We start from the raw sequence: 22934 nt of genomic DNA, 5'->3' as shown, positions 1-22934 counted from the left end.
AGGAAGACCCGGAAGATCCCTGCGATCGCCCGAAGACCTGCGCCTGCGTTCCATAACGCGGGCGCGGCGGTTTGCCTGACCGACTAACTATCCACAACGGAGCCCCTACTACATGACCATCACCTCCACCGAGAAGCCCGGTACCCCCGTAGTCGCCATTAACGACATCGGTACCGCTGAGGACTTCCTCGCAGCAGTCGACGCCACCATCAAGTACTTCAACGACGGAGACCTCGTCGAAGGTACCGTCGTCAAGGTCGACCGCGATGAAGTTCTGCTCGACATCGGTTACAAGACCGAAGGTGTCATCCCCTCCCGCGAGCTGTCCATCAAGCACGACGTAGATCCCGGAGACGTTGTCTCCGTTGGCGATCTCGTCGAAGCCCTGGTGCTCACCAAGGAAGACAAAGAAGGCCGCCTGATCCTCTCCAAGAAGCGGGCTCAGTACGAGCGCGCCTGGGGCGACATCGAGAAGGTCAAGGAAGAAGACGGTGTTGTCACCGGTACCGTCATCGAGGTTGTCAAGGGTGGTCTTATCCTCGACATCGGTCTGCGCGGCTTCCTGCCCGCATCCCTCGTCGAGATGCGCCGTGTGCGCGACCTCGCTCCGTACATCGGTCAGAAGATCGAAGCCAAAATCATCGAGCTGGACAAGAACCGCAACAACGTTGTGCTGTCCCGCCGTGCATGGCTCGAGCAGACCCAGTCCGAGGTCCGCTCCACGTTCCTCAACAAGCTGGAAAAGGGCCAGGTCCGTCCCGGCGTCGTTTCCTCCATCGTCAACTTCGGTGCCTTCGTGGACCTGGGCGGCGTAGACGGCCTCGTTCACGTTTCCGAGCTGTCCTGGAAGCACATCGACCACCCGTCCGAGGTTGTCGAAGTTGGCCAGGAAGTCACTGTCGAGGTTCTCGAAGTCGACCTGGACCGCGAGCGCGTTTCCCTGTCGCTCAAGGCTACGCAGGAAGATCCGTGGCAGACCTTCGCCCGCACCCACGCCCTCGGGCAGGTTGTACCGGGTAAGGTCACCAAGCTCGTTCCGTTCGGTGCGTTCGTACGCGTCGAAGACGGCATCGAAGGCCTCGTGCACATCTCCGAACTGGCAGTCCGCCACGTGGAGCTGGCTGAGCAGGTTGTCTCCGTTGGTGACGAACTGTTCGTTAAGGTCATCGACATCGACCTCGAGCGCCGCCGCATCTCCCTCTCCCTCAAGCAGGCTAACGAGGGCGTTGACGCCGAGTCCACCGAATTCGATCCGGCTCTCTACGGCATGTCCGCTGAGTACGACGAAGAGGGCAACTACAAGTACCCGGAGGGCTTCGACCCGGAGTCCAACGAGTGGCTTGAAGGCTACGAGAACCAGCGCGCCGTCTGGGAGCAGCAGTACGCTGACGCCCAGACCCGCTGGGAAGCACACAAGAAGCAGGTTGCCCAGCACGCTGCCGACGACGCTGCAGCTGCAACGTCCGGTGACAGCGATTCCGGCACCACCAGCTACTCCTCCGAGCCTGCTGCCGAGTCCAACGCCGGGGCCGGTACCCTTGCTTCGGACGAGGCTCTTGCAGCTCTGCGCGAGAAGCTGACCGGCAACTAATTGCCACCGGCCCGGGGCTTCCCGGGCCAACACAGCGGGCCCCTGCGAAAGCAGGGGCCCGCTGTGCTTAACCGACAACCGGGGTTAACCGGCCATCTGACCAGCACTTGATGCACCCAAACGCGCGTTTCGGTTCGTCTGCTGAGAGTCAGATCAGAGCACGACGGCGGCACTCACCGTGCCGTCGTCGTCGTGCCTCAGGACTGCACCGGCGGCCGACAGGAGGCGCTGGGCGCCGACATTTCCCGCCGTCGTGTTCGCCACGACCTGGTGCAGTCCGGCGCGGCGGGCTTCCGCCAATACCAGCCGCAACGCGGCGCCGCCCACACCGAGCCCCCGGTAGTTCCGGCCCAGCCAGATGCCGGTCTCGGCCGTGTTGTCCTGTCCGGTGCGTTTGAGCCTGGTCGAGCCCGCCGGCTTGCCATCGCAGAGCACCGCCCAGCTCTTTTCCGCCGCAGGGCCGTCCAGTCCCGCTGCCGCGGCCCGGTGGTAGGCGCGGAACCAGTCGAGGCGTTCCACGTTCCAGGCCGGCCCGTCGCCAAGTCTGGGTGTGACTTCATCCGCGGATGCGTCCACTTGCGCCAGGCAGAGCAGCCTGGCCAGCACTGGTTCATCGACGTCAGCCAGCCGGACGTCAGGTGAGCGGGACATCAATCCACTCCGTTCCGGCGGCCGCCAGTTCCGTTTTCCCTGCGGTGAGCGACAGGACACGTTCGGTGGCGGCGGCGATTTCGGCGGGTGCGTCAGGCACGGCCAGGCGCAGGGTGGTGTCCCGGGCTCCGTAGGTGGTTTTCGCCATCACCAACCCCGCCGCCCGAAGATCGTTCTCCAGGCGCCCCGCAGCGGCATGCGGCACGGCAGCCATACAGATGCGCAGCCGGCTCCGGCGGACCAGCGGGGCCCGTTCCAGGGCCGCGGACACCGACTCGGAATACGCGCGCACCAGTCCGCCCGCGCCCAGCAGGATCCCGCCGAAGTAGCGGACCACGATGGCGCTGACATCGCTGAGGTCCGTCACACCCGGCGCTGTTTCCCTTTTGATGATGGCCTCCAGCATGGGGATGCCGGCGGTGCCGGAGGGTTCGCCGTCGTCATTGGAGCGCTGGATGTCCCGGTCCGGGCCCAGCACGAACGCCGAGCAGTGGTGGCGGGCATCATGGAATTCGCGGCGCAGCCCTGCGACCAGGTTCCGGGCGGCGTCCTCGCTGTCGGCGCGGCACAGCACCGTGATGAACCGGGAGCGTTTGATCTCCAGCTCGTGCCGAAACTCCGGCCCCAACGCGAGCGTGGTGTAACTGGTTGCCCGGCTCTCTTCCTCTTGCACGGCTCAAGTCTATGGGAGGGCCCAATAGTAGGGTGGTGGAGTGCTGAAGATCGGATTGACGGGCGGCATCGCCTCAGGGAAGTCGGTGGTCGCGTCACGCCTCGCCGGGCTCGGCGCGGTGCTGGTGGACGCGGACGCACTGGCCAGGGAGGTTGTTGAACCTGGAACGCCCGGCCTGGCCAGCGTGGTGGAAGCCTTTGGCCCGGAGATGCTCGACGCCGGCGGCCGGCTGGACCGGTCCAGGCTGGGTTCGGTGGTGTTCGGCAATCCCGCGCAGCTGGCCGTCCTCAACGGCATAGTGCACCCCCTGGTCCGGGACGCAGCGGCCGGCATCATCGCCACAGCCCCGCCCGGCGCCATTGTGGTCCAGGACATTCCGCTGCTGGTTGAGACAGGGCAGGGGAGCGGCTTCCATCTTGTCCTTGTGGTGGACGCGCCCGACGACGTCAGGATCGCCCGCATGCTCGAACACCGCGGCATGACGGCGGAGGACGCGCGGTCACGCATGGCGGCGCAAGCCTCACGCGAGGCGCGGCTGGCCGCTGCCGACGTCGTGCTGGACAACTCCGGATCGCTGGCGGACGTGACGGCACAGGTGGACCGGCTGTGGGCCGAACGACTGGTGCCGTTCGCGCGCAATCTCCGGCGCAGCGTCAGGGCGGTCAGGGCAGGCAGGGCAGTCTTGTCGGTGCCGCAGCAGGATTGGGCGGTCCAGGCTGCACGGCTTGGCGCCCGAATCCAGGCCGCAGCACCGGACGACATCCTTGCTGTGGACCATATCGGCTCCACAGCCGTGCCTGGCCTGGCAGCCAAGGACGTCATCGACCTCCAGGTCACGGTGTCGGATCTGATCGCCGCGGACCGGATTGCGCCGCTGCTGGCGGCCGCGGGTTTCCCGGGCGTGCCGGGCGTGGCCTATGACACACCGAAACCGACGGATCCGGACCCGGCGCAGTGGCAAAAACGTTTCCACGCCAACGCGGACCCCGGCCGCGCCGTGAACGTCCACGTACGGGCTGCCGGGTCATCCGGCTGGCGGTACGCGCTGCTCTTCCGCGACTGGCTCAGGAACGATCCGGAAGCCGCCGCCATGTATGAAGGCCATAAACGCGCATTGACCGAACAGTTTTCCGGCATTAAAGGTACCCACGCCTACGCGGAGGCGAAGGAACCGTGGTTCACGGACGTCGCCTGGCCGCGTATGGACGGTTGGGCCGCGCGCACAGGCTGGGTGCCGCCGTCGTACATCACGTGAACTCCGGCCGCTGTGGCTGGCTGTTCGCCGGTAACTGATCCGGCTGTCACTGTCGGTCCCCGGTTGTAGATTAGATGCATGAGCCTTGCCCAGGAAATCAACCGCGTCGTCGCTCCGTTTGAAGTCATCAGCGAGTTCCAGCCGGCCGGCGACCAGCCTGCGGCCATCACCGAACTCACGGAGCGGATCAGGAACGGCGAAAAGGACGTTGTCCTGCTGGGTGCCACCGGTACCGGCAAGAGCGCCACCACGGCGTGGCTCATCGAACAGGTCCAGCGGCCCACGTTGGTCATGGTGCAGAACAAGACCCTGGCCGCACAACTCGCCAACGAATTCCGTGAACTCCTGCCCAACAACGCGGTGGAGTACTTCGTTTCGTACTATGACTACTACCAACCAGAGGCCTACGTAGCGCAGACGGACACCTTCATTGAGAAGGACTCGTCCATTAACGAGGAAGTGGAACGGCTCCGCCACTCCGCCACCAATGCGCTGCTGACCCGCCGGGACGTTATTGTGGTGGCCACGGTGTCCTGCATCTACGGCCTGGGCACGCCGGAAGAGTACATTGCCGGCATGGTCACGCTCCGCAAAGGGGCGCAGATGAACCGCGACGACCTGCTCCGGAAATTCGTCTCCATGCAGTATGCGCGCAACGACATGGACTTCCACCGCGGCACGTTCCGGGTCCGCGGCGACACCGTGGAAATCATCCCGATGTACGAGGAACTCGCCATCCGCATCGAATTCTTCGGAGACGAGATTGAGAACATCCACACTCTCCATCCGCTGACTGGCGAACTGATCCGGGACGAAGAGGAAATGTACGTCTTCCCGGCCTCGCACTATGTGGCCGGGCCAGAGCGGATGGCCCGGGCCATCAAGCGGATCGAGGACGAACTCGCCGAACGCCTGGCCGTCCTGGAAGGCCAGAACAAGCTGGTGGAAGCCCAGCGGCTCCGGATGCGCACCACCTACGACCTCGAAATGATGCAGCAGATGGGCTTCTGCAACGGCATCGAAAACTACTCGTCGCACATCGACGGCCGTGCCCGCGGGACCGCTCCGCACTGTCTCATCGACTACTTCCCGGACGACTTCCTGCTGGTGATCGACGAATCCCATGTCACCGTGCCGCAGATCGGCGCCATGTATGAGGGCGACATGTCCCGCAAGCGGAACCTCGTGGACTTCGGCTTCCGCCTGCCGTCAGCCATGGACAACCGGCCCCTGAAATGGGACGAATTCCTCCAACGCGTGGGCCAGACGGTCTACCTGTCGGCCACGCCCGGAAAGTACGAACTCGGCAAGGCTGACGGCTTTGTGCAGCAGATCATCCGGCCCACGGGACTGATCGACCCCGAGGTGGTGGTCAAGCCCACCAAGGGCCAGATCGATGACCTCCTCGGCGAGATCAAGACCCGCACAGCAAAGAACGAACGCGTCCTGGTCACCACCCTGACCAAGCGGATGGCGGAGGACCTCACCGACTACCTGCTGGGCCACGGCATCAAGGTCGAATACCTGCACTCGGACGTGGACACCCTCCGACGCGTCGAACTGCTCCGGGAACTCCGGATGGGTGTTTTCGACGTCCTGGTGGGCATCAACCTGCTTCGCGAAGGCCTGGACCTGCCCGAGGTCTCCCTCGTGAGCATCCTGGACGCGGACAAGGAAGGCTTCCTGCGCTCGGCGACTTCGCTGATCCAGACCATCGGCCGTGCTGCCCGCAACGTGTCCGGCGAGGTCCACATGTACGCGGACCGCATCACCGACTCCATGGCCAAGGCTATCGACGAGACCAACCGGCGCCGCGCCATCCAGGTTGCCTACAACACGGAACGTGGCATCGATCCGCAACCGCTGCGGAAGAAGATCGCCGACATTACCGACCAGCTGGCCAAGGAAGACGCGGACACCCAGGAGCTGCTCAACAACAACCGGCTGGCCAAAGGCGCCAAACGTGGCAAGTCCGCGGCCAAGGGCGCGGCACACGTCCGCAAGGACGGCCTCGCCGCGGCACCGGCCGAAGACCTCGTGGACCTCATCGAACAGCTGACCGAACAGATGCACGGCGCTGCCACCGAACTCCAGTTCGAGCTGGCCGCGCGGATCCGGGACGAGGTCAGTGACCTTAAGAAGGAACTCCGCCAGATGCAGGCGGCCGGCCACGCCTAGTCCACCCCCGGGCGCCGAGAGGACGTAGCAGTCGGGGCATGTTTCCGCATGTCGGGACGCCTGCTGTACAGTTAACGTCACGTAGGGGAGTATCCCGAGCGCTACGATCGTCAACACGCCAGGCAAAGTTGCCTGGCCGGGCGTAGCGGGCCGCCATTTCAGCACCAAGTGCACAGGCTGGCCGGAGAGACTTACACCATTTCTCTGTACCCTGCGAAAGGCCAACCTGTGCCCGAATTACCCGTATGGTTCGAGGTCGGCTCACTTGTCGTCCTTGGCCTGATCCTGCTCATTGACCTTCTGCTGGTCGTCCGACGCCCCCACGAGCCTTCCATGAAGGAAGCCGGCCTGTGGGTTGCGTTCTACGTCTCCCTGGCCCTGCTGTTCGCCGGGGCCATGTTCTTCTTTACCGGCGCCGAATTTGGCGGCCAGTTTGTGGCCGGCTGGGTCACTGAATACAGCCTCAGCATCGACAACCTGTTTGTCTTCATCATCATCATGGCCCGCTTCTCCGTGCCCCGTAAGTACCAGCAGGAAGTCCTGATGGTGGGCATCATCATCGCCCTGATCCTGCGCGGCATCTTCATCCTCCTCGGCGCCATCGTGATCGAGCAGTTCAGCTGGGTGTTCTACATCTTTGGCGCGTTCCTGCTCTGGACCGCCTGGAAGCAGGCCCAGGACGAAGGCGAGGACGAAGAGGACAAGGAAAACCCGCTCATCGCCCGGATCCGCAAGGTCATCCCCATGGCGGAGAAGTTCGACGGCGGCAAGCTGCGCACCACGGTGGACGGCAAGAAGGTCTTCACCCCCATGCTGATCGTGTTCATCACTATCGGCCTGACCGACCTCCTTTTCGCCGTTGACTCGATTCCGGCGATCTTCGGCCTGACGCAGAGCCCGTTCATCGTCTTCACCGCCAACCTGTTCGCCCTGATGGGCCTGCGCCAACTGTACTTCCTGCTCGGTGGCCTGATGAACCGCCTGGTCTACCTGAAGCACGCGCTGTCCTTCATCCTGGCGTTCATCGGTGTGAAGCTGGTGCTCCACGCCATGCACGTGAACGAACTGCCGTTCATCAACGGCGGCAACCACATCGAGTGGGCCCCGGAGATTCCGACATTCGTCTCCTTGGCCGTCATCGTGGGCACCATCATCGTTGCCGTGATTGCCAGCCTCATGAGCTCCAAGGCAAAGACGGCCCACCTGGACCCCCGCCTTGAGGAAGACGCCAAGAAGAGCCTCAGCGAAGCCGAGTAGGCTGTCTCCGCGTTTCGTTGACGCACACTGCATTTCCACTGATCCCGGCCGCACTGCGGCCGGGATCAGTGGCTTAATCTGCCCCTGCAGGAGCCGGCCGCCCAGGACTATGCTCGGACCATGGCCCGCACCCTGATGACGGAAAGAGGAGTGCGCCAGGTGCAACGGCGCACCGTGGTGCTGCTGAGCGCGGCCCAGGTTTTCGGCGGCCTCGGTACCGGAGCCACAGTTTCGATCGGCTCCATCCTGGCCGTGGAACTTTCCGGTTCCAGCGTGTGGGCGGGTGCCGTGGCCACGGTTATGACCTTGGGGGCGGCGCTGACAGCTCTGCCCCTTGCTTCGCTGGCGGACCGGCGGGGCCGTCGGGCCGGGCAGGTCACGGGGCTTTCCGCCGCCCTGGCCGGCACAGTTCTGATAGTCCTGTCGGTGGTGTCCGGCCTGTTCGTCCTGCTGGTGCTGGGGGCGGTGGGTATCGGGGTGGGTACCGCGGCCAGCCTGCAGGCACGCTTCGCCGCCGTCGACCTTGCGGACGCTGAACATCGCGGCAGGGCGCTATCCGCCGTGGTGTGGGCTGTGACGGTCGGTGCCGTGGCCGGACCCAACCTGATCCAGCCCGGCACCGTGGTGGGCCTGGCCCTCGGCCTGCCTCCCGTCGCCGGACCGTTCGTGATCTCCACAGCCGGACTCCTGCTGGCCATTGTGGTGCTGTTCGCTGGCCTCAGGCCGGACCCGCTCCTACTTGCGCGGGAAATCGCCGCCCATGATCCTGCCACCCGGAATCTTGCCACTCAGGAACCCGCCGCGCTGGATCCCGATGCCCCGCCAACTGCCGGGAAGATGCAGGCTGCGCCACGTACGGCAAATCAACAAGGCGCCACCGCGCGCAATGCAGTCGGGGGATCGCTCGTCCGCGGGCTGCGGGCAATCCGCCATTCCAGGGCGTCCTGGCTGGCGCTTGCCGCCGTCGTCGGGGCGCACGCCGTGATGGTGGGCGTGATGTCCATGACCCCGCTGCATTTGCAGGAACTCGTGGCCGGGCCTGGTGCCTCCCATGCCGGCCACGCCGCCTCCGGCGATGTCCTGGTGATTATCGGCTTCGCCATCTCCCTGCATATCGCAGGCATGTTCGCGTTGTCGCCGGTGATGGGCTGGCTGACGGACAAGGCAGGCAGGACTGAGACCATCATGATCGGCTTCGCCACGCTGATCGCTGCCGTCGCCGTCGCCGGATTTGGCCAGACGTCCACCGTAGCGGTGGCCGTGGGACTTGTGCTGCTGGGCATGGGCTGGTCTGCGGCCACCATTTCCGGGTCCACGCTGTTGGCGGAGAGCGTCCCCCAGGAGTCCCGCGTAGTGGTCCAAGGGGTGTCAGACATGCTGATGGGCGCCGCAGGTGCGGTGGGCGGGGCCAGTTCCGGACTGATCCTCAGCTGGGCCGGCTACCTGGGGCTCAACATGGCAGGCGGACTGGTGGGGGCTGCTGTCCTGACCGCCGCCGCCGTTGCCCTGGTGGCGCGCCGCCGCAGCCCGGCGGCCGGTTCAGCCTCCGGTTGAGCCGGTTGAGCCGGCAACCGAGCGCACCATACCCAGCAGCCGGCCGAAAATAGCCTCGCCGTCGTCCGCGATGCCGTCATGGTGGAAGTCGGCCGTCTCCCATACCCGGAGTCCGCGCACAGCGGCCGCGGTCTCCAGTGACAGGCTTCGGTCCACGTAAATGTCGTCCTGGTAAACCGCTGCGGCGACAGGCACGCTGTTCGCGGCCAACTGTGTGGGGTCATACAGCGGCTTCCAGTCATTTTTGGCGGCCAGCAGATGGGCCACCGGCCGCAGCGGCACCAAGGCTGGATCCTGTTCGAAATACCACGGGTACACCATCTCGCCGGTCAGCAGCAGCGACTCCGCATCCGGGTGGAATGCCGGATTTTCCTGCAGCACACGCCAGGCAGCCCAGTCGGTCGCCTGTCCCTGCCCGTAGATGGACTCATGCAGCAGGGCATAGAGCGGGTTCGCCAGGCGGGACACGATGCCCTGGACCTGCTCCAGGAAGGCATCGGAGAGCCTGTTCCCTTGTGGTGTCTCGGTGAAGGCGTCTTCCAGCAGGTAGTGCAGGCCGTCCACACGTGTGTTTCCGCCCAGGAAGGAGCCCACCATCTGGAACCGTTCAACCGTGAGCGCCCCGCCGTCGGGAAGGAACTCCTCGGTCTGCCGAAGGTGCGATGCTATCGCGTCCACTGTCCGGCGGTCCTCCGGATACCAGCTGAAGTACTCGGTGTTGCGGGCTGCAACGCGCGCGAACGTGGCGCGGTAGACGTCGTCGGCATGGCCGGCGAGCGGCGCAAGTCCGCCGGTTATGAGAGCCTCCTTCAGGCCGTCCGGGGCAAAAGACAGGTACGTCAGCGCGCAGAATCCGCCGTAGCTTTGGCCGTAGATGCTCCAGGGGCCGGAGCCGAGCGCCGCGCGGATGAGCTCGGCGTCGGCCACGATGGAATCCGCACGGAAATGCTCGAGGTACGCAGCCTGTGCTTCGGCTGTTCCGCGCGTGGCCAGCGTGTTCCGGTCAAGGGGGGTCGACAGCCCGGTGCCGCGCTGGTCCAGCATCAGGATCCGGAAGTCCCGGGCAGCCGCCTTGCTCCAGCCGCCCAGCGAAGCCAGCCGGTTGCCGCGGCCGCCCGGCCCGCCCTGAAGGAACACCAGCCAGGGAAGATCTTCGGCTTCAGCCTGGGTGTGGGCCGACGAGACGTACTCACGGGCGAAGACGGTGATGGTCTCGGGGTCGTCGCCGCTCCCCGGAGCGAAGTGGTCCAAGGGAACGGTGAAGTAGTGCTCGGCGGTGCGCATGCCACGGAATTCGTGCCGGGCCTTCACAAAATGCGGGACAGGGGTCCGCGTTTGCGTCGTTGGGGAGGAAGCGTCCTGCTCAGCCACGGATGGACGCTGCCGTTCTGGTGCCAAAGCTCTCCAGCGCGTCGCCGGTCAACCGGAACGTGGACCAGCCATCCAAGGGCCGGGCGCCGAGGCTGCGGTAGAAGTTGATGGACGGTTCGTTCCAGTCCAGGACGCTCCACTCAACCCGGGCGTAGCCCTGCTCGACGGCGATGGCGGCCAGGTGCTGCAGGAGCGCCTTGCCGTGGCCCTCGCCGCGGGCGTGCGGGCTGACGTAGAGGTCTTCCAGGTAGATACCGTGGACGCCTTCCCAGGTTGAGTAGTTCAGGAACCAGAGCGCGAAACCCCGGACCTCGCCTGCGCTGTCCTCAGCCATCGTGGCAAACACGCGCGGGTTCTCGCCGAACAGGACCTCAGCCAGCATTTCCGGCGTGTTGCGGACCGCGTCCGGTTCCTTCTCGTAGATGGCCAGTTCGTGGATCATCTGCAGAATGGCGGGCACGTCTTCCTGGGTGGCGGGGCGGATTACACTCATGGTCCGAGTTTACTAGCGGGGCCGTAATCGCTACGCCCAGGCTCCCTGGTTCCAGCGAAGCTGCGATGTTCCGTAGCGGACCGGTCCCTTGCTGTACTCCAGCGGCACGCCGTCCGCCAGGATGGGCGGCCCAACGTATCGCAGGCGGCCGTAGGGGCTGTCCATCACGCGGAGGTCCGGGTCAGGCAGGAAACCGCCGTGACCGGCCACTGCGGGCAGCCGGAACAATTCTTCAGCGGTGCGGGCCAGGGAAAGCCGGGCAGTGCCGCCACGTCCGCTTCGGAGCCGTTCGGCCAGCAAGGCAATGGCTGCCCCTGCCAATCCATAACCCGTGGCATGATCCAGTGCCTGCACTGGAAGCGCCCCCGGCTGCCACCCGTCATCAGTCGTGCGGCCATACCGATCGGCAATGCCGCACGCGGCCTGTACCAGGCTGTCAAAACCGCGCCGTCCGTTCCAAGGGCCGCCGCTGCCCCAGGCGCTGAGGGTGACGATCACGAGGTCGGGCCGGGCAAGCAACAGCGCTTCGGGCGCCAGCCCAAAAGGGTCCAGCCCGCCGTCGCGGTAACCCGTGACCACCACGTCGGCAGACTCAATGAGACGCCTGACCGCTTCCATGGCGGCAGGATCCCGGAGGTCCGCCTCGGCGCTGCGCTTGTCAAAGCCCGAGTCAATAAACACATCTCGCAACTCCGGAAGCTGGGGCGGGTCGATGCGCAGAACGTCCGCGCCCAGGGCGCCCAGGAGGCGTGTGGCAGTGGGCCCTGCAATGACGCGCGTCAGGTCCAGTACCTTGAGCCCGGCCAAGGGGTGGCGCGGAACTGCCGATGGAACCCACCCGGAGAGCTGCGGACTTTCACTGGCTGACGGTGGCGGACGGGAGATCCTGATCCATGGACCGGAGCTGGCCGCCGCATACATGGGGGTCGCGATCCACTCGTCCCGTGTGCGCACGGCAGCAGCGACGCCGTTGTTTGCCGTGATGGCTTCCTCGGCCGCCAGCGACGCCATACCTAGCAGGGCGTGTTCCACATCCTGTGCTGTGCTGACGGAGAGGGCCGCCGTCAGCCGGGCTGCGTGGTGGGGGTAGTTGGCGTGGAGGCGGATCCAGCCGTCCGACGTGCGCCGGAAGCCGGACAGCGGAACGAAGCCTTCGGGTTTCACGCCCGCGATCCGCAGGTGTCCCAGCGAATCGAAGGACGCCGCGGTGACTCCGGATGCCAAGGAGTACCTGTCCGGAACGCCAACCAGCGCGTTCAGGGACGTGGCTGCTGCCTGGACGGCCCCCAAGGCCAGCCCCTCGACATCCAGCGGGCCGTTCCACCACTGCCGTGGACCGTTGGAAGGTGCCACGGGCTGGGCCTTCAGGGCTTCCACAACCCGAAGGCCGCCGGTCAGGTCGGGGACGGAGTCCATTCGGTCAGAGCCTAGAGCCGGTTGACGTCCGTGACACGGACCACTGCCGTACCGGTTTCATCCGAGGCCGCCAGGTCCACTTCCGCGGAGATGCCCCAGTCATGGTTGCTCGCCGGATCGTCGAAAATCTGCCGGACCTTCCAAAGCCCTGGCTCTTCGGTGATCATGAGCAGTCCGGGACCGCGGGCGTCCGGGCCGGTGCCAATATCGTTGTGTTCGTCGAAGTAGTCGTCCAGGACGTCTTCCCAGCGGTTGGCATCCCAGCCCGCGACGCCGTCGAGCTCACCCAGGGCTGCGGCGTTTTCGTCCGCGAACAGTTCCACGCGGCGGAACATCTCGTTGCGGACCATCACGCGGAAGGCACGGACGTTGGACGTCAGCGACGGCGGCGGAGGAGGGGGAGCGTCGTGCGGGGTGGGCATCGCCCCGGACGTCAGCTCCTCCCATTCGTCCAGGAGGCTGGAGTCCACTTGCCGCACCAGCTCGCCAAGCCAGGCGATGAGGTCTTCAAGGTCTTCCCGAAGCATGTCTTGCGGCACGGTCTGGCGCAGCGCCTTGAAGCAATCGGCGAGGTAGCGTAATACAATGCCCTCGGAGCGGGCCAGCCCGTAGAACTGGACAAATTCGCCGAAGTTCATTGCCCGCTCGTACATGTCGCGGACCACGGACTTGGGCGCCAGTTCAAAGTCGCCCACCCATGGCGCGGCCTTGCGGTAGACCTCGAAGGCTTCGCCCAGGAGTTCGGCGAGCGGCTGCGGATAGGTGACTTCCTCCAGCATGGCCATGCGCTGGTCGTACTCGATGCCGTCAGCCTTCATGGCGGCAATCGCTTCCCCGCGGGCCTTCTTCTGCTGCGCAGAGAGGATCTGGCGGGGCTTTTCGAGGGTCGCCTCGATCACGGACACCACGTCCAGGGCGTACGACGGCGAATCCGGGTCAAGGAGTTCCAGCGCCGCCAGCGCAAACGGCGAGAGTGGCTGGTTCAGGGCAAAGTTGGCCTGCAGATGGACGGTGAGCCGTACTGTCCTGCCATCATGGCCCTGCTCCTCTGCCGGGATGCGCTCCACCACCTCAGCGGCGAGGAGCTCACGATAGATTCCCAGGGCCTTTTTCATCAGTCGCAGCTGTGAGGACCGCGTCTCGTGGTTTTCGGTCAGCAGCCGGCGGGCCGCTGTGAACGGGTCGCCGGGCCGTTCCATCAGGTTCATCAGCATCGAATGCGTCACGCTGAAGCTGGACGTCAAAGGATCGGGCACGGACTCCACGAGGCGCTTGAAGGTGGGTTCCCCCCAGGAGACGAAGCCCTCCGGCGGCTTCTTTTTGACCACCTGGCGGAGCTTCTTCTGGTCGTCACCAAACTTGGCGGTGGCCTTGGCCATCGCCTTCACGTTTTCGATGACGTGCTCGGGTGCCTGGACCACCACTGTCCCCGCGGTGTCATATCCGGCGCGGCCGGCCCTTCCGGCAATCTGGTGGAACTCCCGGGAGTTAAGCGGGCGGGTGCGGACGCCGTCGTACTTGCTCAGTGCGGTGAGCAACACGGTGCGGATGGGCACGTTGATCCCCACGCCCAGCGTGTCCGTACCGCAGATAACTTTGAGCAGGCCTGCCTGGGCGAGCTGCTCCACGAGCCTGCGGTACTTCGGCAGCATGCCGGCGTGATGGACCCCGATACCGTGCCGGACCAGCCGGTTGAGCGTCTTGCCGAAGCCTGCGGCGAAACGGAAATTCGCGATCAGCTCCGCGATCTTGTCCTTCTCCTCGCGGGTGCACACGTTGATGCTCATCAGCGTCTGGGCCCGGTCAATGGCCTCGATCTGGCTGAAGTGCACCACATAGGCGGGCACCTGGCGGGTGGCGAGGAGTTCCTCGAGTGTTTCGTGGACCGGCGTCTGGTGGTAGTAGTAATGCAGCGGAATGGGGCGCTCTGCTGAACTGACGGTGGTGGTGGGGCGGCCCGTAAGTTCGGTGATGCCGGCCTCGAACCGGCTGACATCACCCAGGGTGGCGGACATCAGGAGGAACTGGGCCTGGGGCAGCTCCAGCAGCGGGACCTGCCAGGCCCAACCACGCTGGGGGTCGGAGTAGAAATGGAATTCGTCCATGATGACCGCACCGAGTTCGGCGTCGGCCCCTTCGCGGAGGGCGATGTTCGCGAGGATTTCTGCCGTGCAGCAGATGATCGGCGCGTTCTGGTTGACGCCGGAGTCACCCGTGATCATGCCGACGTTTTCTGCACCGAAAATGTCGCACAGGGCAAAGAACTTCTCCGAGACCAGCGCTTTAATGGGGGCGGTGTAGTAGCTGCGTTGGCCCCGCGCCATGGCCTGGAAGTGCGCCGCGATGGCCACCAGAGATTTGCCGGAGCCCGTCGGGGTGGCGAGGATGACGTTGGCTCCGGTGGCGAGCTCCATGATGGCCTCGTCCTGGGCAGCGTACAGTTCCAGGCCCCGGCTTTCGGTCCACTCAAGGAATTGGGTGTACAGGGCGTCCGGGTCGATGCCTGCGCCGGAGGGGTCTGAGGCGGACAGGACAGGCAGCTGGTCAACGAGTTTCATTGATTTCCAGCTTAGTGCCAGCCGGTGCCGGATATCCGGGCGGGCCCGGGTTAGGCTCGCGGTACTGCCAGACAGCACCCGGCGATGGAGGTAACTGTGACGTGGGACCCCGTAAAGTACGTCCAGTTCGGCGATTACCGTGACCGGCCGTTTTTCGACCTGACGGGGCGGATCCAGGCCGACCGGCCACAGCACGTTGTGGACCTGGGATGCGGTCCGGGAAACCTCACGGCCACCCTCGCCCGGAGATGGCCGGAAGCGCAAGTGGTGGGGCTCGATTCGTCCAGGGGGATGCTGGACAAGGCCACCGCGCACGCAGCCAGGCATGCGGGCCTCAGCTTCGGGCTGGCGGATATCGCAGCCTGGACGCCCCCGGCTGAAACCGACGTAGTGGTCACCAATGCCGCGCTTCAGTGGGTGCCGGGGCATCAGGAGATGCTGGCGGGCTGGCTGGCGGCGCTCAAGCCCGGCGCCTGGTTCGCCATGCAGGTGCCGGGGAACTTCAATGCCGCGTCCCATGCCCTGATGCGGGAACTCGCAGGTTCGGCACGCTGGTCGCCCCAGCTCGACGGCGTACTTCGCGGCGGCGAGTCCGTGGGGGAGCCCGCAGACTACCTCAGCATCATGCTGGACGCTGGCTGCACGGCAGACGCCTGGGAAACCACCTACCAGCAGGTCCTCACTGGGACGGATCCGGTGCTGGACTGGGTGCGGGGCACGGCGTTGCGCCCGGTCGCGGCGGCTCTTTCGGCCGAGGACGGGCACGCCTTTGAAGCGGAGTATGCTGCAGCCCTGCGGGCCGCATACCCGGCGACGGCACATGGCACGGTATTTCCGTTCCGGCGGATTTTTGCCGTGGCGCAAAAGCAGGCACGCGCATAAACTCCATTCGTTTGAAGTTCTCTGGTCGGAAATGCCTTATGACTGAGAAGAAAATGTGATGCTGATTACAATGACGACAGCGGCTTCTGGGGATGGCAAATGGCCGGACCCTCATCGGCCTCCCAAATCCGTCCTGGAGGTGCGATGCTTTTCGGCTTGATGACCCGGCTGCTGGCCGGCCACAAGGGCGCCGTAGCCGCGATCGTTGCTCTCCAGCTTGTCCAGACCGCAGGCAACCTGCTGCTGCCCACCATCAACGCCGCCATCATCGACGACGGCATCGTTGCGGGGAACACGCCGGAAATCTTCCGCCTGGGCACTGTCATGGTTCTGATAGCAGCGGTGCAGGCATCGGCGGCCATCGCCGCGGGTTACTTCGGGGCAGTGGTTGCCATGAAACTTGGGCACCAGCTGCGCGGCGAGGTCTTCACCAGGATCCAGTCGCTTTCGTCCCAGGAAATGGCAGCCTTCGGCACGCAAAGCCTCGTTACCAGGGCCACCAACGACACCCAGCAGATCCAGTCGTTCGCCGTCCTGGTCTTCACCATGCTGGTGGCGGCCCCCGTGATGGCGGCCGGGGGCGTCTTGCTGGCGTGGCAGCAGGACATGGTGCTTTCAAGCGTTGTGATGGTCATCATGCCGATACTTCTGCTCATCATGTATCTCATCGTCCGGCGCCTCGTTCCCCTGTACCGCCAGGGGCAGGAGCTCCTGGACCGAACAGGGGAGCTCTTTCGCGAGCAGATCATCGGTGCGAATGTGATCCGCGCATTCGTCAGGCAGGGACACGAAACACGCCGGTTTGCGAAGGCCAACAGCAGCCTCACGGGAAACAACCTTCAGTCATCGCTGCTCGTGGCCGGCATGCTGCCGCTGATCATGATTGTGGTCAACCTGTCGTCGGTGGCCGTGGTGTGGTTCGGTGGTCAGCGGGTTTACGACGGCGGGATGAAGATTGGTGCCCTCACGGCCTTTATCGCCTACATCCTGCAGATTCTCCTGGCAATCATGATGGCCATGTACGTGTTCATGACGGCTCCGCGGGCCGCTGCCTGCGCAGAACGGCTGGGTGCCGTGCTCGGCGCAAAACCGTCAGTCCAGGACCACAAGGCGCCCCAAGAGACCCGCCAGGGGAGCTCCCTGGAGGGCGGTTGCGTCACTTTCAGGAACGTCGGCTTCTCCTACCCCGGTGCCGAAAATCCGGTACTGGAAGACATCAGCTTCACGGCCCGGCCAGGAACCACTGTTGCCATCGTCGGCTCAACAGGGAGCGGCAAGTCGACACTCCTGAGCCTGGTGCCCCGGTTCCTGGACGCCACGGCCGGAACCATCAGCATCGGCGGCCGGAACATCTGCTCGATGCCCTTGGACCTCCTGCGCCGGACCATGGCTGTGGTGCCGCAACTGTCGCACCTCTTCTCCGGAACCATCGCTGACAACCTGCGCGTCGCAGCTCCGGAGGCAACCGAGCGCCAGCTTTGGGAAGCCTTGGAGACGGCCCAGGCCGCCGGCTTCGTCCGTGCGCTGCCACGGGGGATGGACACGGAGGTCGGGCAAGGCGGAACGAATCTCTCCGGCGGCCAGCGGCAGCGTCTCTGCATAGCGCGGGCCCTTCTGCGGCGGGTCCCCGTCTATCTCTTTGACGACAGCTTTTCTGCGCTGGACTTCGCCACCGAGGCCCGGGTCCGGGATGCCCTGGAGATTGCGCTTGAGGGTGCAGTGGTCATTGTCGTGGCGGAACGGATCTCCACCGCTGCCGGGGCCAGCCAGATCCTGGTGCTCGACGACGGCCGGCTGGTTGCCCAGGGAACACACCTGCAACTGCTGGAGACGTCTGCCACCTACCGGGAAATCGCCGAGTCCCAACTGGCGCTGGACGACGCGCCATGACCGCTTCGCCCGGCGCCGGGGCGTCCGACGGATTCTGGCCCACAGCGCGCCGGGTCCTCTCGTTGCTGCGCCCGTCCAGGTGGCGGATGCTGGGTGCAGTTGCGGCCACTTGTGCTTTTGTTGCCCTCAACGTCGCGGCGCCGCACTACCTCGGTAATGCCACCGATGTGGTGGTGGGTGGGGTCTACAGCGGAGCGCTCGACGGGCAGCGCCTGGGACTCCTGCTGGCTGCCGTTGCCGCGATGTACATCGGCGCTTCGCTGTTCAACTGGATCCAGGGAGCGCTGACGGCCAGCGCGGTTCACGGCCTGATGTATCGCCTCAGGGCATCGGTTCAGGACAAGCTGCACCGGCTTCCTTCCACGTACTTCCAAGAGCAGTCCAGGGGTGATGTCCTGAGCCGCGTCACCAATGACATCGACAATATTTCGCAAGCGCTCAGCCAGGTCCTCACGCAGCTGATCATGTCCGTCCTGATGCTGTGCGGTGCCTTGGCCATGATGCTGTGGATCTCGCCGCTCCTGGCCCTGATCGCGCTTGTTTCTGTGCCCTTGTCCACGCTTATCACCGTTATGGTTGCCCGGAAGTCCCAAGCGCATTTTGCCCGCCAGTGGACCGAAACGGGTGAGTTGAACGCGCACGTGGAGGAGTTCGTCACCGGGCACGAGGTGATAAAGGCCTTCGGGTACCAGGACCAGGCAGCGGCAGTCTTCACGGCAAGCAACGACCGCCTGGCCCGGGCATCCGCACGGGCCCAGTATTCATCCGGCATTGTCCAGCCGTTGATGGTCCTTATCGCCAATATCAACTACATCGCGGTGGCGGTGGTGGGGGCGCTCCAGGTCACCGCGGGGGCCATGACCATCGGCGGGATCCAGGCGTTTATCCAGTTCAGCCGGCTTTTCACCCAGCCTGTGGGCCAGATCGGCGGCATGCTCAACGTCATCCAGTCCTGCGTGGCTTCGGCGCGCCGTGTGTTCGACCTGCTCGACGCCGCCGAGATCCCTGCCGAGGCCGAAAGTGACGGTCACAAACCCGGTCAGGCAGGGCGGATTGTGTTCAGTGATGTCACTTTCGGCTATGCCCGGGCTGACCCGGTGGTCCGTGGACTGTCGTTCACGGTGGAACCGGGCAGGACCGTCGCGATTGTCGGGCACACGGGCGCCGGCAAGACCACAGTTGTCAACCTGCTCATGCGGTTCTATGAGGTCGACGCCGGCCGGATCACCATCGGGGGGACCGACATTGCTGACATTCCGCGGGATGTCCTGCGCAATGGATTCGGGGTGGTGCTGCAGGATGCCTGGCTGTTTTCCGGCACCATCAGGGAGAACATCGAATACGGCCGGCCAGGAGCCTCGGCTGCGGAGATCACCGCGGCAGCCGAGGCGAGCCACGTGGACCACCTCATCAGGTCGCTGCCGGCCGGCTACGACACGATGCTGGGCAACGGGGGAGAGCCGCTCAGCCAGGGCCAGCGCCAGCTGATCGCCATCGCCCGGGCGCAGTTGGCGGACCGCACTGTGCTGGTCCTGGATGAGGCCACCAGTTCAGTGGATTCCCGGACCGAGGTCCTGATCCGCCAGGCCATGCAAAGGTTGCGCCGTGGAAAAACAAGCTTTGTGATCGCCCACCGTTTGTCCACGGTCCGGGACGCTGATCTAATTCTGGTCATGGACCATGGACGCATTGCAGAGCAGGGAACCCATCGAAGCCTCCTGGCGGCCAACGGCCGCTATGCACGGCTCTACAACGCCCAGTTCGCCGGCCGCCCGGGCCGCGCCGACACGTTGGAGGCCGGACGATGACAACAGCCGGTCCGTTCCCCGGAACCTGGAAGCCCAACCAGTCCAGCACGGTGGCACTGTTTGAACAGCTGCGCCTGCAGGTGATCCGCCTCGCGGACAGCGGGGGCCTTCCGCCGGGAACCAAGCTGCCGGCGGTGCGGACCCTGGCGGGGCTGCTCGACGTCGCGCCCCACACGGTGGCCAGGGCGTACAAGGAGCTGGAGGCAGCCGGTGTCGTGGCCACGAAGGGCAGGAACGGCACCGTGGTGTGCGCGCGTGATGAGCGGGCGGATGCACTCTCCCTGGCCGCCAACTCGTATGCGTCAGTGGCCAAGGCCCAAGGTGCAAGCTTTGCGGAAGCAGTGCAGCTGCTGGCGGCAGCCTACGACGCCGACTAGCCGGACCCCGCATGGATATTCGAAGAAGTTTTCGATTAGCATTAGTGGGTGCCTAAAGCCGTAGCTGAAGAAACAGCAGTCGAATCCGTCCCCGTCGCCGTTCCCCAGGCCCCAGCCGCGCCTGCCCGGCCAGACCTCTCCCGCCTTGTGGTCAAAGGGGCGCGCGAGCATAACCTGCGCAACGTGGACCTGGATCTGCCCCGTGATGCCATGATCGTTTTCACCGGGCTGTCCGGTTCCGGGAAGTCGTCCCTGGCGTTCGACACAATCTTCGCCGAGGGCCAGCGGCGCTACGTTGAGTCCCTGTCGGCCTATGCCCGCCAGTTCCTCGGCCAGGTGGACAAGCCGGACGTCGATTTCATCGAGGGGCTCTCGCCGGCGGTATCGATTGACCAGAAGTCCACCAGCAAGAACCCTCGCTCCACGGTTGGCACCATCACCGAAATTTATGACTACATGCGACTGCTGTGGGCACGCGTGGGACGGCCGCATTGCCCGGTCTGTGGCGAGGTTGTGGCCCGGCAGACTCCGCAGCAGATCGTGGACCAGTTGCTTGAGCTTGACGAAGGCACGCGATTCCAGGTCCTGGCGCCGGTGGTACGGGGGCGCAAGGGCGAGTTCGTGGACCTCTTCAAGGAGCTGACCGCCAAGGGCTATTCGCGTGCCCGGGTGGACGGTGAGCTGATCCAGCTGAGCGAGCCGCCCAAACTGGGCAAGCAGTTCAAGCACACCATTGAGGTGGTGGTGGACCGCCTGGTGGTCAAGGAAGGCATCAGCCAGCGCCTCACGGACTCCGTTGAAACGGCGCTTGGCCTGGCCGAAGGCCGCGTGCTGGCCGAGTTCGTCGATCTGGACGCAGACGCGCCGGGAAGGCTGCGGGCATTTTCCGAGAACCTCGCCTGCCCTAACGAGCATCCCCTGGCCATCGATGAAATCGAGCCGCGGTCCTTCTCCTTCAACAACCCTTTCGGCGCCTGTTCCGCGTGCAGCGGCATCGGTACCCGGCTCGAGGTTGACGAAGAACTGATCGTTCCGAATCCTGAGCTGTCCTTGTCCGAGGGCGCCATCGCGCCATGGTCGCTTGGCACCGCAACCACCGAGTATTGGAACCGCCTGCTCGAAGGGCTGTCCAAGGAGCTTGGCTTCTCCATGGACACACCCTGGGAGAAGCTGGGCGACGACGTCCGCCAGACCGTCCTGCACGGCAAGGACCACAAGGTGGTTGTGCAGTACAAGAACCGCTTCGGACGGGAACGTAAATACAGCACCGGCTTCGAAGGTGCCATCCAGTATGTCCACCGCAAGCACGGTGAGACGGATTCCGAGTGGGCGCGCGACCGCTACGAAGAGTACATGCGGCAGATCGCTTGCCCCGCGTGCAACGGCGCCCGGCTCAACCCCGCCTCGCTGTCCGTCCTGATCAACGGCAAATCCATCGCCGATGTCGCCGCCATGCCCATGCGCGTCTGCGCGGACTTCCTGAACAACCTGGTCCTCACCGGCCGCGAGGCCCAGATCGCCCACCAGGTGCTCAAGGAAATACAGGCCCGGCTGACCTTCCTGCTCGACGTCGGGCTGGAATACCTGAATCTCGAGCGCCCCTCTGCCACCTTGTCCGGCGGCGAAGCACAGCGAATCCGGCTCGCCACCCAGATCGGTTCCGGCCTCGTGGGCGTCCTTTACGTCCTGGACGAGCCCTCCATCGGCCTCCACCAGCGCGACAACCGCCGGCTTATTGAAACCCTGACCCGGCTCCGCGACATGGGCAACACCCTCATCGTTGTCGAGCACGATGAGGACACCATCCAGGTGGCGGACTGGATCGTGGACATCGGGCCCGGCGCAGGCGAGCACGGCGGCCAGGTGGTGCATTCGGGTTCGTACCAGGATCTCCTGGCCAACACCAACTCACTGACCGGCGATTACCTGTCCGGCCGCAAGAAGATCGACATCCCCAAGAAGCGGCGCAAATACGACAAAAAGCGTGAGCTGAAGGTCGTCGGGGCGCGTGAAAACAACCTGGTCAACGTTGATGCGGCCTTCCCCCTGGGCCTTTTCACCGCCGTGACCGGCGTCAGCGGCTCCGGCAAATCCACCCTGGTCAACGAGATCCTCTACAAGGTGCTGGCCAACAAGCTCAACGGCGCCAAACAGGTGGCCGGACGCCACAAGAGCATCATGGGCCTGGAACACCTGGACAAGGTGGTGCACGTGGACCAGAGCCCTATCGGGCGTACCCCGCGCTCCAACCCGGCCACGTACACCGGCGTCTTTGACAACATCCGCAAGCTCTTCGCCGAGACCACCGAAGCCAAGGTCCGCGGCTACCTGCCAGGCCGGTTCTCCTTCAACGTCAAGGGCGGGCGCTGCGAAGCCTGCGCAGGTGACGGCACGCTGAAGATCGAAATGAACTTCCTGCCGGACGTCTACGTGCCCTGCGAGGTATGCCACGGCGCACGGTACAACCGCGAAACCCTCGAAGTCCACTACAAGGGCAAGACCATCGCGGATGTGCTCAACATGCCCATCGAAGAAGGTGCGGAGTTCTTCGCTGCCTTCTCCCCGATCGCCCGGCACCTGAACACCCTCGTGGACGTGGGCCTCGGCTACGTACGGCTGGGACAGCCGGCGACCACCCTCTCCGGCGGCGAGGCCCAGCGTGTCAAGCTCGCCGCAGAACTGCAGAAGCGCTCCAACGGACGCAGTGTGTATGTTCTCGACGAGCCCACCACGGGCCTGCACTTCGAGGACATCCGCAAGCTCCTGATGGTCCTTCAAAGTCTGGTGGACAAGGGCAACACGGTGATCACCATCGAACACAACCTGGACGTCATCAAGAGCGCCGACTGGATCGTGGATCTTGGCCCGGACGGCGGTTCGGGCGGCGGCCAGATCGTGGCCACCGGCACGCCCGAGCAGGTATCGAAATCCACCCAGGGCCACACGGCATCCTTCCTCGCGGAAATACTCGGCTAGGCGG

General features: G+C 65.0%; 16 protein-coding genes. 10 read left to right on the top strand and 6 right to left on the bottom strand.

Annotation, left to right across the window (positions count from 1 at the left end; genetic code table 11):
* The first annotated feature begins 112 nt into the window (after positions 1-112).
* Positions 113-1591: a 30S ribosomal protein S1 gene (gene rpsA, locus NFC73_RS05920; protein ID WP_056339708.1), complete on the top strand. Its 1479-nt coding sequence runs from the start codon at positions 113-115 to the stop codon at positions 1589-1591.
* 153 nt (positions 1592-1744) lie between these two features.
* Here rpsA and NFC73_RS05915 read toward each other — a convergent pair whose 3' ends face one another.
* Positions 1745-2242, bottom strand: coding sequence for a GNAT family N-acetyltransferase (locus tag NFC73_RS05915; protein WP_254748433.1), 498 nt, complete (start codon positions 2240-2242; stop codon positions 1745-1747).
* Positions 2226-2915: an IMPACT family protein gene (locus NFC73_RS05910; RefSeq protein WP_254748431.1), complete on the bottom strand. Its 690-nt coding sequence runs from the start codon at positions 2913-2915 to the stop codon at positions 2226-2228. Before NFC73_RS05910 ends, NFC73_RS05915 begins: the two co-directional genes overlap by 17 nt.
* A gap of 40 nt (positions 2916-2955) precedes the next feature.
* Between NFC73_RS05910 and coaE the strand changes: the two genes are divergently transcribed.
* The 4 genes from coaE to NFC73_RS05890 all read left to right on the top strand — a co-directional run bounded on the left by coaE (position 2956) and on the right by NFC73_RS05890 (position 9159).
* Complete coding sequence (coaE, locus tag NFC73_RS05905) at positions 2956-4170, top strand: dephospho-CoA kinase (RefSeq protein WP_254748429.1); 1215 nt, start codon at positions 2956-2958, stop codon at positions 4168-4170.
* A 78-nt stretch (positions 4171-4248) separates the two neighbouring features.
* Positions 4249-6348: an excinuclease ABC subunit UvrB gene (gene uvrB / locus NFC73_RS05900; RefSeq protein ID WP_254748427.1), complete on the top strand. Its 2100-nt coding sequence runs from the start codon at positions 4249-4251 to the stop codon at positions 6346-6348.
* A gap of 228 nt (positions 6349-6576) precedes the next feature.
* Positions 6577-7605 (top strand): TerC family protein, encoded by a 1029-nt coding sequence (locus NFC73_RS05895; RefSeq protein WP_056339723.1) that lies wholly within the window; start codon positions 6577-6579, stop codon positions 7603-7605.
* A gap of 120 nt (positions 7606-7725) precedes the next feature.
* Positions 7726-9159: an MFS transporter gene (locus tag NFC73_RS05890; protein WP_254748425.1), complete on the top strand. Its 1434-nt coding sequence runs from the start codon at positions 7726-7728 to the stop codon at positions 9157-9159.
* Here the strand turns inward: NFC73_RS05890 and NFC73_RS05885 are convergent.
* The 4 genes from NFC73_RS05885 to NFC73_RS05870 all read right to left on the bottom strand — a co-directional run bounded on the left by NFC73_RS05885 (position 9145) and on the right by NFC73_RS05870 (position 14997).
* Positions 9145-10443 carry an alpha/beta fold hydrolase gene (locus tag NFC73_RS05885; protein WP_254748863.1) on the bottom strand — a complete coding sequence of 433 codons (1299 nt, stop codon included), beginning with the start codon at positions 10441-10443 and terminating at the stop codon, positions 9145-9147. The two genes, NFC73_RS05890 and NFC73_RS05885, sit on opposite strands and share 15 nt — an antisense overlap.
* Positions 10444-10522: 79 nt before the next feature.
* A complete protein-coding gene (locus NFC73_RS05880) occupies positions 10523-11023 on the bottom strand; it encodes a GNAT family N-acetyltransferase (protein ID WP_254748423.1) in 501 nt (166 codons plus the stop codon).
* Between the two features lie 30 nt (positions 11024-11053).
* Positions 11054-12439 carry a CoA transferase gene (locus NFC73_RS05875; RefSeq protein WP_254748421.1) on the bottom strand — a complete coding sequence of 462 codons (1386 nt, stop codon included), beginning with the start codon at positions 12437-12439 and terminating at the stop codon, positions 11054-11056.
* Positions 12440-12450: 11 nt separating this feature from the next.
* Entirely contained in the window at positions 12451-14997 is a 2547-nt protein-coding gene (locus tag NFC73_RS05870) for a DEAD/DEAH box helicase (protein WP_254748419.1), read from the bottom strand.
* Positions 14998-15093: 96 nt separating this feature from the next.
* On the opposite strand from NFC73_RS05870, the gene NFC73_RS05865 reads away from it, so the two are divergent.
* The 5 genes from NFC73_RS05865 (at position 15094) to uvrA (ending at position 22930) form a co-directional block, all read left to right on the top strand.
* The gene (locus NFC73_RS05865) at positions 15094-15879 is read left to right on the top strand and encodes a trans-aconitate 2-methyltransferase (protein ID WP_254748417.1); all 786 of its coding nucleotides are present in this window, start codon (positions 15094-15096) and stop codon (positions 15877-15879) included.
* Between the two features lie 144 nt (positions 15880-16023).
* On the top strand, positions 16024-17769 hold the full coding sequence (locus NFC73_RS05860) for an ABC transporter ATP-binding protein (protein ID WP_254748415.1): 1746 nt from the start codon (positions 16024-16026) through the stop codon (positions 17767-17769).
* Complete coding sequence (locus NFC73_RS05855) at positions 17766-19577, top strand: ABC transporter ATP-binding protein (RefSeq protein WP_254748413.1); 1812 nt, start codon at positions 17766-17768, stop codon at positions 19575-19577. Before NFC73_RS05860 ends, NFC73_RS05855 begins: the two co-directional genes overlap by 4 nt.
* Complete coding sequence (locus NFC73_RS05850) at positions 19574-19954, top strand: GntR family transcriptional regulator (RefSeq protein WP_254748411.1); 381 nt, start codon at positions 19574-19576, stop codon at positions 19952-19954. The genes NFC73_RS05855 and NFC73_RS05850 overlap by 4 nt, the downstream gene beginning before the upstream one ends.
* Before the next feature lie 48 nt (positions 19955-20002).
* A complete protein-coding gene (gene uvrA / locus NFC73_RS05845) occupies positions 20003-22930 on the top strand; it encodes an excinuclease ABC subunit UvrA (protein WP_254748409.1) in 2928 nt (975 codons plus the stop codon).
* Positions 22931-22934 lie beyond the last annotated feature (4 nt).

The sequence above is a fragment of the Pseudarthrobacter humi genome, assembly GCF_024294965.1.
Classification (GTDB): domain Bacteria; phylum Actinomycetota; class Actinomycetes; order Actinomycetales; family Micrococcaceae; genus Arthrobacter; species Arthrobacter humi.
This window is presented reverse-complemented; position numbering and strand designations above follow the sequence as displayed.

Excerpts from the sequence above, each read along its gene's own strand:
- rpsA (WP_056339708.1), top strand. The coding sequence starts at position 113 with ATGACCATCACCTCCACCGAGAAGCCCGGTACCCCCGTAGTCGCCATT.
- NFC73_RS05915 (WP_254748433.1), bottom strand. The coding sequence starts at position 2,242 with ATGTCCCGCTCACCTGACGTCCGGCTGGCTGACGTCGATGAACCAGTG.
- uvrB (WP_254748427.1), top strand. The coding sequence starts at position 4,249 with ATGAGCCTTGCCCAGGAAATCAACCGCGTCGTCGCTCCGTTTGAAGTC.
- NFC73_RS05890 (WP_254748425.1), top strand. The coding sequence starts at position 7,726 with ATGGCCCGCACCCTGATGACGGAAAGAGGAGTGCGCCAGGTGCAACGG.
- NFC73_RS05885 (WP_254748863.1), bottom strand. The coding sequence starts at position 10,443 with ATGCGCACCGCCGAGCACTACTTCACCGTTCCCTTGGACCACTTCGCT.
- NFC73_RS05880 (WP_254748423.1), bottom strand. The coding sequence starts at position 11,023 with ATGAGTGTAATCCGCCCCGCCACCCAGGAAGACGTGCCCGCCATTCTG.
- NFC73_RS05875 (WP_254748421.1), bottom strand. The coding sequence starts at position 12,439 with ATGGACTCCGTCCCCGACCTGACCGGCGGCCTTCGGGTTGTGGAAGCC.
- NFC73_RS05870 (WP_254748419.1), bottom strand. The coding sequence starts at position 14,997 with ATGAAACTCGTTGACCAGCTGCCTGTCCTGTCCGCCTCAGACCCCTCC.
- NFC73_RS05860 (WP_254748415.1), top strand. The coding sequence starts at position 16,024 with ATGCTTTTCGGCTTGATGACCCGGCTGCTGGCCGGCCACAAGGGCGCC.
- NFC73_RS05855 (WP_254748413.1), top strand. The coding sequence starts at position 17,766 with ATGACCGCTTCGCCCGGCGCCGGGGCGTCCGACGGATTCTGGCCCACA.
- NFC73_RS05850 (WP_254748411.1), top strand. The coding sequence starts at position 19,574 with ATGACAACAGCCGGTCCGTTCCCCGGAACCTGGAAGCCCAACCAGTCC.